Annotated in this window: 14 protein-coding genes; 2 read left to right on the forward strand and 12 right to left on the reverse strand. The window is 67.5% G+C overall.

Going from position 1 to position 15,298, the window contains the following annotated elements; translation table 11 throughout:
- The 11 genes from AC4GYU_RS10260 to AC4GYU_RS10310 form a co-directional block, all read right to left on the reverse strand.
- Positions 1-1,002, reverse strand: a complete 1,002-nt coding sequence (locus tag AC4GYU_RS10260) for a type II secretion system F family protein (RefSeq protein WP_491086783.1) — start codon at positions 1,000-1,002, stop codon at positions 1-3.
- Positions 1,002-2,390, reverse strand: a complete 1,389-nt coding sequence (locus AC4GYU_RS10265) for a TadA family conjugal transfer-associated ATPase (protein WP_491086916.1) — start codon at positions 2,388-2,390, stop codon at positions 1,002-1,004. The genes AC4GYU_RS10260 and AC4GYU_RS10265 overlap by 1 nt, the downstream gene beginning before the upstream one ends.
- Before the next feature lie 4 nt (positions 2,391-2,394).
- Positions 2,395-3,600: a CpaE/TadZ family protein gene (locus tag AC4GYU_RS10270; RefSeq protein ID WP_491086784.1), complete on the reverse strand. Its 1,206-nt coding sequence runs from the start codon at positions 3,598-3,600 to the stop codon at positions 2,395-2,397.
- A gap of 8 nt (positions 3,601-3,608) precedes the next feature.
- Positions 3,609-4,214, reverse strand: coding sequence for a TadE/TadG family type IV pilus assembly protein (locus tag AC4GYU_RS10275; RefSeq protein WP_491086785.1), 606 nt, complete (start codon positions 4,212-4,214; stop codon positions 3,609-3,611).
- Positions 4,211-4,777, reverse strand: a complete 567-nt coding sequence (locus AC4GYU_RS10280) for a TadE/TadG family type IV pilus assembly protein (RefSeq protein ID WP_491086786.1) — start codon at positions 4,775-4,777, stop codon at positions 4,211-4,213. The genes AC4GYU_RS10275 and AC4GYU_RS10280 overlap by 4 nt, the downstream gene beginning before the upstream one ends.
- Before the next feature lie 2 nt (positions 4,778-4,779).
- On the reverse strand, positions 4,780-6,450 hold the full coding sequence (locus AC4GYU_RS10285; protein ID WP_491086787.1) for a pilus assembly protein TadG-related protein: 1,671 nt from the start codon (positions 6,448-6,450) through the stop codon (positions 4,780-4,782).
- An 11-nt stretch (positions 6,451-6,461) separates the two neighbouring features.
- Complete coding sequence (locus AC4GYU_RS10290; protein WP_491086788.1) at positions 6,462-6,782, reverse strand: hypothetical protein; 321 nt, start codon at positions 6,780-6,782, stop codon at positions 6,462-6,464.
- On the reverse strand, positions 6,772-8,280 hold the full coding sequence (locus tag AC4GYU_RS10295) for a type II and III secretion system protein family protein (RefSeq protein WP_491086789.1): 1,509 nt from the start codon (positions 8,278-8,280) through the stop codon (positions 6,772-6,774). The genes AC4GYU_RS10290 and AC4GYU_RS10295 overlap by 11 nt, the downstream gene beginning before the upstream one ends.
- Positions 8,270-9,193 (reverse strand): Flp pilus assembly protein CpaB, encoded by a 924-nt coding sequence (gene cpaB / locus AC4GYU_RS10300; RefSeq protein WP_491086790.1) that lies wholly within the window; start codon positions 9,191-9,193, stop codon positions 8,270-8,272. Before cpaB ends, AC4GYU_RS10295 begins: the two co-directional genes overlap by 11 nt.
- Before the next feature lie 118 nt (positions 9,194-9,311).
- Positions 9,312-9,497: a Flp family type IVb pilin gene (locus AC4GYU_RS10305; RefSeq protein WP_491086791.1), complete on the reverse strand. Its 186-nt coding sequence runs from the start codon at positions 9,495-9,497 to the stop codon at positions 9,312-9,314.
- 428 nt (positions 9,498-9,925) lie between these two features.
- Positions 9,926-10,711: a DUF2569 domain-containing protein gene (locus AC4GYU_RS10310; RefSeq protein ID WP_491086792.1), complete on the reverse strand. Its 786-nt coding sequence runs from the start codon at positions 10,709-10,711 to the stop codon at positions 9,926-9,928.
- A gap of 116 nt (positions 10,712-10,827) precedes the next feature.
- Between AC4GYU_RS10310 and AC4GYU_RS10315 the strand changes: the two genes are divergently transcribed.
- Complete coding sequence (locus tag AC4GYU_RS10315) at positions 10,828-12,228, forward strand: hypothetical protein (protein ID WP_491086793.1); 1,401 nt, start codon at positions 10,828-10,830, stop codon at positions 12,226-12,228.
- Here AC4GYU_RS10315 and AC4GYU_RS10320 read toward each other — a convergent pair.
- On the reverse strand, positions 12,200-12,901 hold the full coding sequence (locus tag AC4GYU_RS10320) for a PP2C family protein-serine/threonine phosphatase (protein ID WP_491086794.1): 702 nt from the start codon (positions 12,899-12,901) through the stop codon (positions 12,200-12,202). The two genes, AC4GYU_RS10315 and AC4GYU_RS10320, sit on opposite strands and share 29 nt — an antisense overlap.
- Positions 12,902-12,994: 93 nt before the next feature.
- On the opposite strand from AC4GYU_RS10320, the gene AC4GYU_RS10325 reads away from it, so the two are divergent.
- Positions 12,995-15,271, forward strand: a complete 2,277-nt coding sequence (locus AC4GYU_RS10325) for a serine/threonine-protein kinase (RefSeq protein WP_491086795.1) — start codon at positions 12,995-12,997, stop codon at positions 15,269-15,271.
- The last annotated feature ends 27 nt before the right edge of the window (positions 15,272-15,298 follow it).

The following is a 15,298-nucleotide window of genomic DNA, read 5'->3' on the forward strand; positions in this document are numbered from 1 at the left end:
CTACACCTTGAGGTCGACGAGGCGGCGAATGGTGAAGACGCCGATCACGTAGAGGAGGATGAGGCCGGCAAAGCCCGGCACGAACGCCGGGTCATCCGCGACCTCGAGATAGAAACCGGGATTGAGGAAGAACAAGGCGGTGAAGGCGAGCACCGGAAGCAGCGTCAGCATGATCGCGGTCATCCGCCCTTCCGACGACAGCGCCCGAACCTTGAGGAACAAGGCGGTCCGCTCGCGGATCACCTTGCTCAAATTTTCGAGGATTTCGGCGAGGTTGCCGCCCGTCTCCTGCTGCACCGAGAGACTGACGACGAACATCCGCATGTCGTCGAGGTCCCAGCGTTCGGCGAGGTCGGCGAGCGCGTCGCGAAGCTCGGCGCCATAGGTCACTTCGTCGACGACGACGCCGAACTGGCTGCCGATCGGATCGGGCATCTCGACCGTCAAAAGGTCGAGCGCGGCGGCGACCGGATGGCCCGCACGAAGACCGCGCACGAACACGTCGAGCGCGACCGGAAACTGCTCCTGCATCTTCTTGCGGCGCCGCGCGGCCTTGGCCTGGAGGAACAGCAGCGGAATGGCGAGGCCGATGGCGACGGCGATCACCGCCAGGAGCAAAAGTCGCCCGGGTCCGATGGCGAAGCCCGCCATCAACGTCACCACGATGATGAAGGCGAACAGCATGATCGGCGCAAGCATGATCCCGAGCAGCAATTGCCCGGTCGGCGCGACGATGCCCGACGCCATCAGCATCCGCTCGAGCTGGCGGCCCGGCCCCTGCAGCCAGAAGGGCAACCGGCGGATGGCGAGATCGTCCTGGCGGCGAAGCCGGTTCATCGTCTCGCCGCGCGGGACCCCGCGCCCGATCATCGTCAGGCGCTGGTTGATCGCGCGGCTCTCGCCGCGGGCGCGGAGCACCATCGCGGTCACCACCTCGACGAGGAGCAGCACCGTCGCGAAGGTAAGGACGAGGACGAGGACGCGGAGCGCAGTATCCTGCATCAGTCGAACCTCGCGTCGGGCCGGAACAGCTCGGTCGACAGCGTCTGCCCGTGGGTCACCGCATGATCGAGAAAGCGCGGCCGGAGCCCGGTCGCCTCGAACTTGCCGAGTACCGCACCATCGGCCGACAGGCCGGTCTGCCGGAAGCGGAAGATCTCCTGCATGGTAATGACGTCGCCTTCCATGCCGGTGATCTCCGACAGGCTCATCAGGCGGCGGCGGCCATCGGACAGACGCGCGATCTGGACAACGACGTTGATCGCCGACGCGATCTGTGCCCGGGCCGAGCGTGCCGGAATGTCGATCCCGCTCATGCCGATCATCTGCTCGAGACGCGACAAGGCGTCGCGCGGCGTGTTGGCGTGGACCGTCGTCATCGACCCGTCGTGGCCGGTGTTCATCGCCTGCAGCATGTCGAACGCCTCGCCGGCGCGGACCTCGCCGACGATGATCCGGTCGGGCCGCATGCGCAGCGCATTCTTGACGAGGTCGCGCTGGCCGATCTCGCCCTTGCCCTCGATGTTCGCCGGGCGCGTCTCGAGCCGCGCGACATGTTCCTGCTGGAGCTGGAGCTCGGCCGAATCCTCGATCGTCACGATCCGCTCGCGATTGTCGATGAAGGCCGACATGGCGTTGAGCAACGTCGTCTTGCCGGAGCCCGTGCCGCCCGAGATGAGGACGTTGCGGCGCGACGCGACGATCGCCTTCAGCACCTCGGACACCTGCGCCGGGATCGAGCCGATCTCGACCAGCCGCGCCATCGAGATGGGCACCTTGGCGAACTTGCGGATCGACAGCAGGGAGCCGTCGAGCGCGAGCGGCGGGACGACCGCGTTGACGCGGCTTCCGTCGGCCAGGCGCGCATCGACCAGCGGCGAGCTTTCGTCGACCCGGCGCCCGACGGCCGAGACAATCTTCTGGATGATCCGCAGGAGATGCTTGTCGTCCTTGAACCGCACCGGGCTGGCCTCGAGCTGGCCGTAGCGCTCGACGAACACGCGGTCGGGTCCGTTGACGAGGATGTCGGTGATCGTCGCGTCCTTGAGCAAGGGCTCGAGTGGTCCGAGGCCGAGCAGTTCGTCGAGCACGTCCTCGACCAGCCGGCGCCGCTCGACGAGGTTGAGCGCGTGGCTCTGCTTCGCCAGCTCCTCCTCGACGATCTCGCCGATGTCGGCCTTGACCTGCTCGCGGCTCATGCCCTCGAGCGCGCTGAGGTTGATGCAGTCGATCAGCCGCTGGTGCAACTCGACCTTGAGGTCGGTGTGGACGTCGCGCTTGGCGAAGGCGCCGGCATCGCCGACGCTCATCAGCTGGCGCTCGGCAAGGCTCGGTGCGGCCTTCTCCTCGGGAGCCGCAGCGGCGGCATCGGGCTTGCGGAATTGCCACATCATCTCAGCGCTCCAGCCGGAGGGCGCTGGTGATGGCGGCATCGAGCGTGTCGAGGTCGCGCACCAGCGCCGATTTGCGGCGGATGTCGCCAACGGTCACGCCCTGGTCGATCGCGGCGCCCATCAACTCGGGCTCGTCGCTGATCGTGAAGTCCACCTTGCGGCCGAGCGCCTGTTCCGCGCCATCCACCCCGACCGCCTTGAACAGTCCCTTGCGGTAGCGATTGGCGACCACGCCGATGTCGATATTGCCGAGGCCCTGCGCCTCGAGCAGGTCGAGCTGGCGCCGCGCCCGGGCCAGCCCGGCAACGGTGAGATCGGTCACCAGAAGAAGCAGATTGGCGCGCGCGACGAGGCTCAGCGACCAGTTGGTCCAGTTGGCCGGAAGGTCGACGAACAGCGTCCCGAATTCGCGCAAGCCGCGCTCGACGATCGCGATGGCCTGCTCGTTGCTGAGGCTTTCGAGCGGCAGCATGGTGGCGGGCGCCGCGGCGACGAACAGGCCGCTGTCATGCTGGGTCATCGCCGAGCGCAGCAGCGGCCCGTCGAGCCGGACGCCGGCCTCGATCATGTCGGTCATGGTCAGCCGCGGACGAAGCCCGAGCTGGAAGGCGGCGTCGCCGAACTGGAGGTCGAAATCGATCAGCGCCGCCTCGCGCCCGGCGTCGCGCTCGGCCGCGGCGAAGCGACAGGCGAGCTGGGCCGCGATCGAGGTCGCGCCGCACCCGCCGCGCGACTTCAGGAAGACGACCAGACGGTTGTTGCTGACGAGCGTCTCGGCCGGCGCCGAGCGCACCGCCTGCTCGCGCAAGGGCGCGATCGAGGTCTCGAGATCGTCGAGGTTGAGCGGAAGCGGCAGGACGTCGTGCGCGCCCGCCTTGAGCAACTGCCGGACCAGCGCCAGCGGCGGGTCGTAGCAGGCGGCGATGAGCGGCTTGTCGTCCGTCATCGCGAGCCGCTCGAAGCGCTTGAACGACGCCGGCGCGTCGGCATCCACCTGAACCACCGCGATCGCCGCGGTGGCTAGATCGGTGGGGTCGATCCACTCGGTCACCGGGACGATGCTGAGCTGCAGCGGCATCCCCCCGACCCGCGCGCCCAGAAGCTCGCTGGCGTCCCCGTCCACGCCCGAGAAATAAAGGTGCACCCCCGCCTCGATGCCCTGCGGTTGGAAGCCCTTTTCAGCCTCTGGTGGGGTCATGACGCTCACGGTGGATCCTATTCGGAAAAGCCGCCCGACGCATCTTCGGCCGTCAGCGTGGTCGAGGAGGCAGGCAGGGGAAAATCGAGCAAGCTCAGGGTGACGGCGGGGTGGAATTGCAGCCCCGTCAGCGCGACCGTAATGAGCGGCGAAATTTCCATCGCGCCGCCGGGCGTTCCGGCCTGGCCGAAGCCCGAGCCGCGATAGGTGATGACGACGTTGCTCGCGGCAATCTCTCCGTCGATCTGCTGCATGCGAGTAACGACCGCGGTGAACGCCGTTGAATTCACGGACAGGTCGGTGATGCCGCAGGTACCCTGACAGGTGCAGCCGGTGGAGGTGCAGACGAGCCCGGTCAGCTCCGACGCGGGAATGAGCGAGCCGGCAGGCACCGTCCCCGACGCGAAATTGTGCGCGACGAGCCCTGGCGAGACCGGCGTGGTGACCGCCGCCATGCGCGCGCCCACCTGCGTCGCCTTCTCGCCGAGGTTGAGCGCATACATGAAGCGACCGACATCGATGATGCCGATGAGCAGGAGGAACAGCGCCGGCAGGACCAGCGCGAATTCCGCGCCGACGGCGGCGGTGTCCGAACGGACGAGGCGGCGCGCGAGCTTGCTCATATCCCCGCCACCGCGCTTTCGCTGGTCGCTCTGACGCACAGGGCGCCGGTGTCGAAGCCGAGATTGCCGAGGATCGAGGGATAGGCGACGTCGGCGCTTACCGACACGACCGGGATCGAGCCGCTGAGGCCGCTGTAGACGCCGGAATAGGTGCCCTTGGCGACACAGCGGATGCTGACCGTGACCGGCTGCCCGCCCTGGCTGCAGGCCGTCCAGAAGCTGCTATTGCCCGCTCCGAAGCGACCCGTCGCTGCGCCGTCGACCGACCCTGTCTTGGTGACGTTGATGATCTTGGTATTGGCGGCGCCGTCTTGGAACACGGTGCTGTTGGCGGCGAGCGCACCCGACTGGCAAGCGTAGGCGGCGCTGAGCGTCAGGCGCGACCCAAAGCGCGCGCCGTCGCGCACCTGCTTTGCGAGCGCATGATTGGTGAGGAAATAATTGCCGAGCTCGGCGCTGCCGAACATCACCGCGACGAGGATCGGCGTGACCAGCGCCATCTCCGCGGCGGCGCTTCCGTCGCGCCGGCGGCCGAGACGTTTGAAGAGGGAGAAGAAGGCCATCCTCAGCGCACCAGATAGGGCCGCGTGCGGCTGTAATATTGGAAGCCCGAACCCCCGCCGACGGTGGTCGCGGGACCGACCACCTCGCCGAAGATTTCCTTCTCGTCGGTGACCTTCACGCCGGCCCGGCTGCGGTTCTGCGACGGCTCGGTGAGGAAGATGTCGAAGGCGCGCAGGATGAGATAATCCTGATAGGCCGCGCCCTTGCCCTTGAGGTTGGTGCAATTGGCCGCGACGATCGGGAGTACCCGCCGGTCCTTCTGGTTGGGATAGCTGGTCCCGGCGGTGATCGGCCGCGGATAGGTGCACTGGCTGACGAGCGTGTGATTGTAGCGGCCGTTCGGGCGAAGCTCGGAGGTCGTGGTGACCTGCCGCCGCGGGATCAGGCGCGCGGGCCGGTCCTGGTTTTCCCAGCGATAGACATCGTAGCGCGTGAGCTGGTTCGCGGCCTTGCCGGCAAAGGTCGCGGCGGCCGAAGCGTCACCCCCGTAATAGAGGTTGAAGTAAGCGGTGCGGTCCCAGTTGCCGTCGCCGATATTGGCCGCGAGCGGATCGGCATTTCCCGTTCCGCAGGTCGACGAATAGAAGCAATTGTCGCGGTCGAACCCCTTCACCGGCGGCGTGACAGGCGCCTCGAATTCGAGCGCCGACATGTCGGGCGTCGCCGGGCAGGAGGCGGCCGCGACGGTCGGGGTCGCGGAGTTCACGTTGTTTTCCGTGACCGTATATTTCAGCACCATGTCCTTGCTGCTGTTGGGCGACGGACAGCCGGAGCCGGTGGTGAGGTCGCACTTCGGCGTCTTGGAGGAATTGTTCCAGACGGACTGATTGTTGTGCGCATAGACGTCCATGCGGGTGTTGATCGCATCGGTGACGATCGTCTTGGTGCCCGGCTCGGTTTCATTGTCGTCGGTCGACTGACAGCCATTGAGGCCGAAGCCCATCAGCGCGCTGGTCACCGCGCCGGTGCCGTTGCCGAAATCGAGCAGCCCGTAATTGCCTGAAATGCCGTCGAGCGGCTTGAGCAATATGCCCTTGCCGATGTCGGAATTGGTCGGGAAATCCTGGCGGCCGGCAGGCACGCAGACAAGCAAGGGCGCGACGTTGCAGATCGAGCTCTCCACCCCCGCGACCGACGTCGCGCTGAGCGAGCCGCCGAACGCCGCGATGATCGGCGTGAAGGCGTAGCGGGCCGTGCGAACCGTGGTCGTCACCATCACGAAGCGGCTCAGCGTAGGCTCGTTCGTCTCGGTGCAGGCATCGTCGCGGTTTGCCACGCTGTCGTCGAACGCGCTGCAGAAGGTGATGTGGGTGGTGACGGTGTCGTCCTTGGTGTCGGCCGTGCCCTTGGTATCGGTGGTCGTAAATTCGACGCCCGTCCCGAGCCCGTCATTGCCGAAGCGCGTGCTGTTCGCGGCCAGGCGATTGGCCGCAGTGGCGCTCGTGATGGCGGCGATGGCATTGGTCTGCGCATTGGCCGACCGGTCGAGCTGGGAAGCAGCGGCAAGCGCGGCCTGGTCGGCGGCATTCTGGAGTTCGGTATCGAGCGCGGCGAGGCGGGCGTAATCGAAGGCCAGGCCCCCCGCGCCGATTAGCGCGAAGAGGGCAAGGCCGACGACCGGCGCAACGGCGCCGCTGTCAGTCCTCCATGCCTTCCGCCAGTCCCCGAGCATCACCCTTCACCTTAGTTGCCGCCGCCCCCGGAGCCGTTGCTGGAACCACCGCCGTTCCCGCCGCCGTTCGAGCCGCCGCTGCTGATCCGCTTGGTGTCCTTGACCTCGCCCTTCTCGTAGCGGTCGACGGCCTTCGCGCCGCGTTCGCCATTGTCGCCGGGAAGCGCCGCATCGGCGGTGTAGACGGGGTCGGGATTGATGATCTGGACCGCCTTGTTGCGGGCGGTGACGTCGCCGAAATAGGGATCGGGCGACTGGCTCACCGGATCGACGCTCTGGCAGGCGGCAAGCGCGAGGGCACCGAGGAGCGGCGCGAACCTCTTACAGGACATGGCCATACTCCTTGTCGAGCCCGGTCGGCGCGGTCGCGGCCGGGGCCATGGCGCCCGTCGTCGAGGTGGGCGCAGGGGCTGGCACCGCCCGCGGCGTCGCGCCGCTGATCGGCGCTACCGGGGGCACGCCGGTGTCGGTGCGCCCCAAGAGCAGGATATCGGCGTCGGCCGGCCCCTTCACCCGGTCGGTCGGTGCGGCCAGCTGATCGGGCCGGACCGGGCGCACCAGCCGCGGGGTGACGATGATCACCAATTCGGTCTCGTCGCGGTTGAAGCCGGTCGAGCGGAACAGGGTGCCGATGATCGGGATGTTGCCGAGCAGCGGGAATTGCCGGACCGTGCTCTGGAAATCCTTCCGCAGCAGCCCGGCCATGGCGAAGCTCTCGCCGTCGCGAAGCTCGACCGTGGTCTTGGCTCGGCGGGTCTGGAGCCCGGGGATCCGAAGGTTGCCGACCACCACCGACGCGCTGCTATCGATCGAGCTCACCTCGGGTTCGACGAGCAGGTTGATCACCCCGTCGGCAAGCACCGTCGGCGTAAAGGCGAGGCTGACCCCGAACGGCTTGAACTGGACCGAGATGGCGCTGCTCGCGAGCCCGTCAGTCGACGAGCCGCTGTTGCCTTGCGCCACCGGAATCGGGAATTCGCCGCCGGCGAGGAAGCTCGCGGTCTCGCCCGACAGCGCGATCAGCGTCGGCTCGGCAAGCGTGGTGATCGCGCCCTTGCGCTCGAGCGCGTCGAAGGTCGCCTCGAAATTGGTCCCGAAGGCGCGGAAGGTGCGGGTCAGGATGCCGAAGCTGTCGCTGATCGCGCCGAGGGTCGGCGGACCCGAGCCGGCGAGCGCCGCTCCGCCGCCGATCGCGCCGTTGAACTTGCCCCCGTCCGACCCGACGAAGAAGCCCGCGCCGAGCTGCTTCAGCGCCGAGCGCTTCACCTCGGAGAATTTGACTTCGAGCATGACCTGCTGCGCCGAGCCGATCGAGAGCAGGTTGACGACCTTGCCGGGCGCGTAGGTTTCGGCGATCTGCGCCGCGCGATTGGCCGCGACCGCGTTCGACACGACGCCCTCGAGGACGATGCTGTCGTTGCTCATCCGGGCGCCGACGCGGTCGCCGGCGATCAGTTCGGATAATTGCTTGCGCAGCCCGATGACGTCGGGTCCGACCGCCACGTCCATCACCGCGATCAGCGAATTGCTGCGGTCGTAGAGGGTGAGGCTGGTGGTGCCGAGCTTCTTGCCGAGCACGTAGATCGAGCGGTCGGTCAGCGGCAGCACGTCGGCGATGTCGGGATTGCCGATCAGCGCCTTCGAATAGGGCCGGTCGACCCGCAGCACCTGGCTCTTGTTGACCGGCACCGCGAGCTCGCCCGCATGGACCGCGTCGGTCTCGCTCGAGACGCGCTGGGCCGCGGCCGGCGCCGCCGCGCCAAGCGTGAGGCCGATGCTCGCGACGCCAAGCGCAAGGCTTGCGGCGAATGCCCTTCCCTTACCTGCCACCGGCATAGTCCCCCACCCGATAATCGCTGCCAGCGGTGCCGCGCACCACCTGGACGTTGCTTCCTGAAGGCGCGGCCGGCGCGGGCGCCGGGGCCCGCGGCCGCGGCGCGGCCTGCTGGCGGATGACCCGGACCACCGGGCGCGCGATCGGCGCGGCCGCGGCCTGGCCGGCGACGGGCGCGCCGCCGTAGAGGCTGTAGCGGAGGTCGGCGAGACTGACCGTCTTCACCCCCATGATGTCTTCCTGCGCGCCGGGCTTGCGCAGCACGAGGCTGAGCGACCCGGCCTGCTGGCCGAGCGCGAGCTTCTGCGCATCCAGGGGCGCGACCTCGAGCGTCGCGGTGCTCGCCACCACCGGCTGGCCGTTCGCATTATTGGCCTGCTGGCCCATGGCGATGACGCGCACGTTCTGGAGCAGGACGTCGGTCAGCTGCTGGCTCTGCTGGTTGGTGCGCGTGATGAGGACGTCGACGCTGTCGTTGGGCTGGATGAAGCCGGCGACGCCCGACACGTCATTGATCCGCACGGTCGCGGCGCGGCGCCCGTCGGGAAGGGTGGCGGCGATCGACGCGCCCTGCCCTTCGCCCGAGATCTTGCCGGCGAGAATGGGTTCGTTCACCTCCATCGGCCGGATCACCACGCGGCGCTTGCCGGCGGGAAGCAGTTCGGCCCCGCTGCGGAACACGCCGGCGGGAATGGTGGCGGACGGAAAGTCGGCGAAGCGGATCTTGTCGGGGGTCAGCTCGGTCCCGTAGCCCAGCGGCACGGCGGCGACCGCGACCCGGGTCATGCCTTCGGCAGGCCCCTGGTCCGCATTGGCGCGCGACTGAAGATAGATGTTGGCGAGATAGACGGCGACGAGGCCGAGCAATATGGCCACCCCAAGCGCGATCAGAGACTGCTTTCTCAGCATCCCACGAGTCCCCCTCGCTCACTAACTTAGCGTAAAAAACGCCGTTAAGCTGTGACGGGTGTGCAACAACCGCCGAAAAGTGCGGGGAAGCAGCCTGGGGCTACCTCCCCGCTATCCGTTAGTCGCAGTTTGCGGCGTTGGGAGTGTCAATACAGGTGCTGGCGTCATTCATGGCGCCGGCAATCGAGTTGCCGAGACCGATGGCGGCGACCGCAATGGCGGTGCCGACGATCGCCAGGATCAGCGCATATTCCGCCGCCGAAGCCGCAGACTCGTCCTTGAGCATCTTGATGAAGTTCGACATGTGAAGTCCCCTAGGTTGCGTAATGAAGGCCGGCGCCAATTCGCCCCTGCACCTCCCCAGGCGGCGCAACCTCAAGCGGACCACTCACCATCCCCATCGCACCAACCCCGAAGTTACGCTCAAGGGATTGGCTGAGTGTCCGAGGTCACATCGCTGACGTCAGTGGGACCCTTCCTTAAACTCTTGTCAAGCATATCGGTTTAACACGCGTTAGACGTGCTCGGACAGAAATTCGCGTCTAAGTTGCTGGAAAGATACGCAGATATCGGCAGATTTGCGACATCTTCGCATGATCGCCAACAATCGCTCGTCCCATTACCGGACAGAAAAGCAACGGATATGACGGGTTAATCAGAACAGCTTCGCAACGTTTGCGAATCGATGGCCAAAGTAAGTTCCCGCGAGTCGCAAATAAATTTGCGTGCCGTTCAGGCCGGTATCCTGTGCCGGTAGGTGACGTTCACCCGGGTCGAGAGGATCAGGTAGGGAAGCCACAGTCCCATGCTGATCAGCACCTTGGTGACATTCTTTTCGAGCAGCTGGTGAAGCGGCGTCGCAACGATGGTCGGAAGTCCCGCCCCCACCGCGCCATGGGCGATCAGCAATTGCATCGCGATGTCGACCATCCACACCAGCAGCAGCAGCCGCGGGAACAGCGGCACGCGCTTCAGCGCCGCTGCGAAACAGATGGCGTAAAGGCTGCTCATCAGGACGACATCGAAGGTCATCCAGAAATGAAGGCCCGCGAGCCAACCCGGCGCTGCAGCCGAGATGGCGGGCATGGTCAGGAGATATTCGCCGGCGCGAAAGGGAATGTTGAGGAGCAGCCCGACCAGGAGCGAGACCATGATCCCGCTCGTCCCGTAGAGCGGGTGGCGGCGCGCAAGGATGGGCGACAAAGCCTGCCAGCGACCGACCATGGCAAGGCGCGTCACCGGCTGCGGCATGGAATCGGCATCGTCGAACCAGCGCAGCGCCAGCATGAGCGAGGCGACCGGGGCGCCGACCAGCAGGAGATAGGGAAGCATGAGGTCGCCGCTCAGCCCCTGATGGGCAAGCGGGCTGATCGCGATCCGCAGCAGGCTCGCCAGCGCAATCAGGCAGAACCAGCCGAGCATGATCTGGGGAAGTCGCACCTCGAGCACACCGAGCACGCCCAGCGAGCGCCGGTACATGGTCCGGCTGACGGCAGCGATGACCGGCACTCTGTTCACGCGGGACCCTGTCCTTCCAATCGCCCCGCTCTTGTGATCGCTTCCCCTTTCGATCAGGTAAATGACCATCCACCGCCGCAGGTTCCGGCGGAGGCATGCTGGGGGGCTGGCAGAGGATGAGGTCCGTACCGTTCACCTCCGCGCGCGGGACGAATGTCGCATCAGGCGCGCTGCTGATCCTAGTCTTGCTCTGGCCCGCACTCCTGAATGGCCTGCCGCTCTTCTTTCCCGACAGCGGGGGCTACCTGATGGTGGCCTGGGGGGACTATTGGCTCACCGACCGGAGCAGCTTCTACGGGGCCTATCTCAAACCCTTCGCCATGCCGTGGGGGATCCCCGGGTTGTGGCTTGCGCTAATCCCGCAGCTGGCGGCCATCGCCCTGCTGCTTGTCGCCACCGCCAAGCGACTGGAGGCGACCTTCTGGCCATGGCCATTGCTCCTTCTCGCGGCGACGACGGGGCCCTGGCATGCCGCGCAGCTGATGCCGGACGCCTATGCCGTGCCGACAATTCTCCTCGGATGGATCCTCGCAAGCCGGGCGCCGAGCGCGCCGGGTTCACCCCTGCTCTGGTTGGCCGCCGCAATAGTCTGCCTGACCCATTCGACCTTTCCAGCATTGCTAGTCGCCAGTGTGGTCGCGACACTCCTCGTCCTTTGGTGCGGCGGTCTGGCATTCAGGGACGTGGGCGCACGGCTCGCGGCACTTGGCCTGACTTTATTCTTCACCGTGGGAATCCAGCTCGCAGCCAACACCGGCTTCATCCACACCACGACCTATGCGCCACGCAGCTCGGCCTTCCTCTACGCCAGCCTCAATGAGGACGGGCTCATCGAGCCGTGGCTTAGTAAGCATTGTTCGGAGGACCCGCGAATCCGCGACCTCTGCGCGATTGCGCCGAGTTTTCCCCGCGACAGCCAGCAATTGCTCTGGTCGCCCGACAGCGTCTTCTTCAAGACCGTCTGGGCGCAGCGAGGCGACCGGCCAGGCGTCGACTGGGACAGGCAGCTTGGCATTGCCACGCGTGGGGCACTCTTGCAGTCGCCCGCTGCCTTCGCCGCCGCTGCCATCGACGCCACCGTGGAGCAATTCTTCTCCTACCGCGTGCTCGATGACGAATGCCCGGGCGTCTGCCGCAACCCGCGCAGCGCGCTGCAAGGCGCCCTGCGCGAATTCCGCCCCAACCTGCAGCAACGGATCAATGAATCGCCTCAGATGGAAGGCACACTAAGGAGCTACCCTCTTCAGGCCGCGACAGGACTTGTCAGCACGCTCGGGCTGCTCGCTTTGTTCGCCTGTCTCCCGCTCGCCCTCCGCCGACGCGACACGGTGGCCGCGTCGCTGCTGCTTGCGATCCTGGCGGCGCTGCTCGCCAATGCCTTCGTCACGGGCACGCTGTCGGACGTGCATGACCGCTACCAGAGCCGAGTGATCTGGCTCGCCCCGGTCGCCTGCCTGCTGGTGCTGCTGCGATGGCGCGCCGCGAGGCTCAGCCAGCCCGAACCAGCACCACGGTGAGATTGTCGGGCGCGCCGCGGCGGAGGACGGTCCAGACCAGGCCGTCGGCGATCTCGGCGAGGCTCGGCGTCGACTGGAGCGCGGCGGCGAGCTCGGCGTCGGGGATCAGCCGGGTCACCCCGTCGCTCGCCAGCAGATAGAGATCGCCCGCGCGGCAGTCGCTTGCCTTGAGGTCGAGGCGGAGCGTGTCCGCGGCGCCGACCGCGCGGGTGATGACATTGCCGTTGGGATGATCCTCGGCGCGCTCGGGATCGATCATCCCCGCGTCGAGCAATTCCTGGACGAGGCTGTGGTCGCGGCTCAGCGCTTCGAGCTGCCCGCCGCGCAGGCGGTAGGCGCGGCTGTCGCCCGCCCAGAAGCAGGTCGCTGCCCCGTCGCTCAGGTAGACGCCCGCGACCGTACTGCCGATGGTCCGCGGCCCCTCGCCTTCGCGGGCGAGGGCGCGAAGGTCCGCATTCACCTCGTCCAGCGCCTCGCTGATGCTGTCGCCGTCGATCCGCTTGAGGAGGCCCAGCGCCTCGACAATCCGCGCGCTCGCAACTTCGCCCGCCTCGTGGCCGCCCATTCCGTCGGCGACGGCGAACAGGCCGACGTCGGGCCGCTCGAGGTAATTGTCCTCGTTAATTCTGCGCTTCAGTCCGACATGGGTCCTGCTGACGCTTTCGAAGCGCATCGCCTCACCTCCCCCGGAAAACCGCCATCACACTAGCAATCAATCGAGCGTTATGCGATTTGTTAATCATCTCGACATGTCAGGGGGGCACGCGTGAACAAGGCGTACAGCACCAAGGCATTGCCGCCGGGCACGGTGCTCCGCGAATGGCGCCTGGAGGAAGTGCTCGGGGTCGGCGGCTTCGGCATCGTCTACAAGGGCCGCGGAATCTACTTCAACGAGCTGGTCGCGATTAAGGAATATTTCCCCAGCTCGATCAGCGAACGCGACGCCGAGGCGACCGTCGTCCCGATCGACAGCGACGCCGAGGAAGTCCACGCGCTCGGCCTCAAGAAGTTCGTCGAGGAGGCCAAGCTCCTCTGGAACCTCTCCACCCCCTCGCGCCACCCGAACATCGTCAGCGTCCGCAGCCTCTTCGAGATCCACGGCACCGCCTACATGGTGATGGACTTCGAGGACGGCATGTCGCTGTCGCGGCTGATCAAGCAGGGCCAGAAGTGGAATGAGCGCAGCCTGCTTGCGATCATCCGGCCGATCGCCGAGGGGCTCGACCGCGCGCACCGCGTCGGTGTCCTCCACCGCGACATCAAGCCGCCCAACATCCTCATCAACGACAGCGGCAAGCCGGTGCTGATCGACTTCGGCTCGGCCCGCTTCGAGGCGGCGGAGGCGACCAGCACCAAGGTCACCTTCCACACCCCGCCCTACGCGGCGATCGAACAATATGTGAAGACCTTCGACCAGGGCCCGTGGACCGACATCTACGCGCTCGGCGTCGTGCTCTACGAATGCGTCACGGGGACCAAGCCGCCCGAGGTGCTCGAGCGGATGCACGGCGGCGCGGGCGAGGCGCTCGCGGACAAGGCATGGCCGGGCTACAGCCGCAACTTCCTCCAGGCGGTCGACAAGGCGATGGCGGTCCGGCCCGCCGACCGCCCGCAGTCGATCGGCGCCTGGCTCGCGATGCTCGACGCGCCGGACGAGGCGGGCGACGAGGTCGAGGACGTGACCCGGATCGTGCCGTTCGACACCAGCTCGGAATCGATCATGCCGATCGCGCCGGTCGCGCGCGGCCAGGCCGGAGTTCCGCTCGAGACCGGCGTTCCCGACCATCCCGAAAAGGCCGAGTTCAAGCGCGCCGGTCATACCAAGGCGGAGAAGAAGCCCGCCAAGGACAGCGCCCCCGCCAAGGCCGCGGCTGCGGCGGCTGCGGCGGCTACGGCGAAGGCGTCCGACAAGGGCGCGCGCCCTTCCGAGCCGCCGACGTCGAAACCGGCGCCCGCCGCTGCCGAGCCGGCAAAAAGCGACACCAAATCGCCCTCGCGCGGCCTGCTTGTCGGCGGCATCGCGGCGGCGCTCGTGGCGGTGGTCGCGGGCGGCTATGCCCTGACCAGTCGCGATCCGTCACCGAGCGGCGAGGACGGCGCGGTCGAAGTGGTCCCCACCCCCGCGCCCGCCGCCGCCGCAGTGGTGCCCGCGGCCGATCTCGTCGGCCCGCTGACCGAGCTTGGCGAGGAGGCCGCCGCGGCCAAGGTGCCCGAGGAGGCGCTGGCGCCGATCACCGCGCTCACGCAGGCCTTCGGCGCGACGCCGGCGCCGTCCGATGCCGATGCCAGCGCGCAGGCCCGGGGCGCCGCGACGACACTCGCGGCGAGCCTCATCAAGGGGATCGAAGCGCGGGCCGAGCAGGTGTCGCAGAAGATCGCCTGGTCGAACGCCGATCCCGCGACCCTCCCCGCCGATCGTCAGGCCGCGGTCACTGCGCTTCGCACCAGCCTTGCCGAAGCACGCGGGGCCGAGCAGCGCACCCGCTCCGCAGGCGATCCGGGTGGCGCGCTTGCACAGGTCCGCCAGCTCGTCGCGCAATATCGCAGCTTCGGCGGTGCGGCCGACCGCATCGCCGCGCTCCAGGCAGGCGACGACCAGCGCCTTGCCGCCGCGTCGCGCGTGAAGGACCTGCCCGAGCCCACGGTCGCGCGTCCGCGTCTCAGCACCGCGCCGACCACCGCCGCGACCGCCCCCGCGCAGGCCGCCGCCGCGCCCGCGCAATCCGCCGACCAGCTGTCGTCGTCAACCGTCAGCCAGTTCAACGCGATCGTCAGCGAAGGCCGCGGCATGGCCCGGGACGTCATCCGCATGGGCGACCGGGCGCGCAGCGGAAGCGCGCCCGAGGATCGCGCGGCCTATGACTTGCTGCGCGCCAACGCGCAGCTCGCGCGGACCTACGACAGCAGCCTCGCAGGCCTGAAGGACAGCTTCCGCGGAGTCCGCTCCGACCGCCAGGCCGACGCCCTGATCAAGCAGGCCCGGCAGACCCGCGCCTATCTCGTGTTCCTGGTAAAGCGTAGCTCGGACGCCAGCCGGCGCTGAGCCTTCCATCCGATGACGACATGGGGA

Source organism: Sphingomonas sp. SP2 (assembly GCF_058313385.1).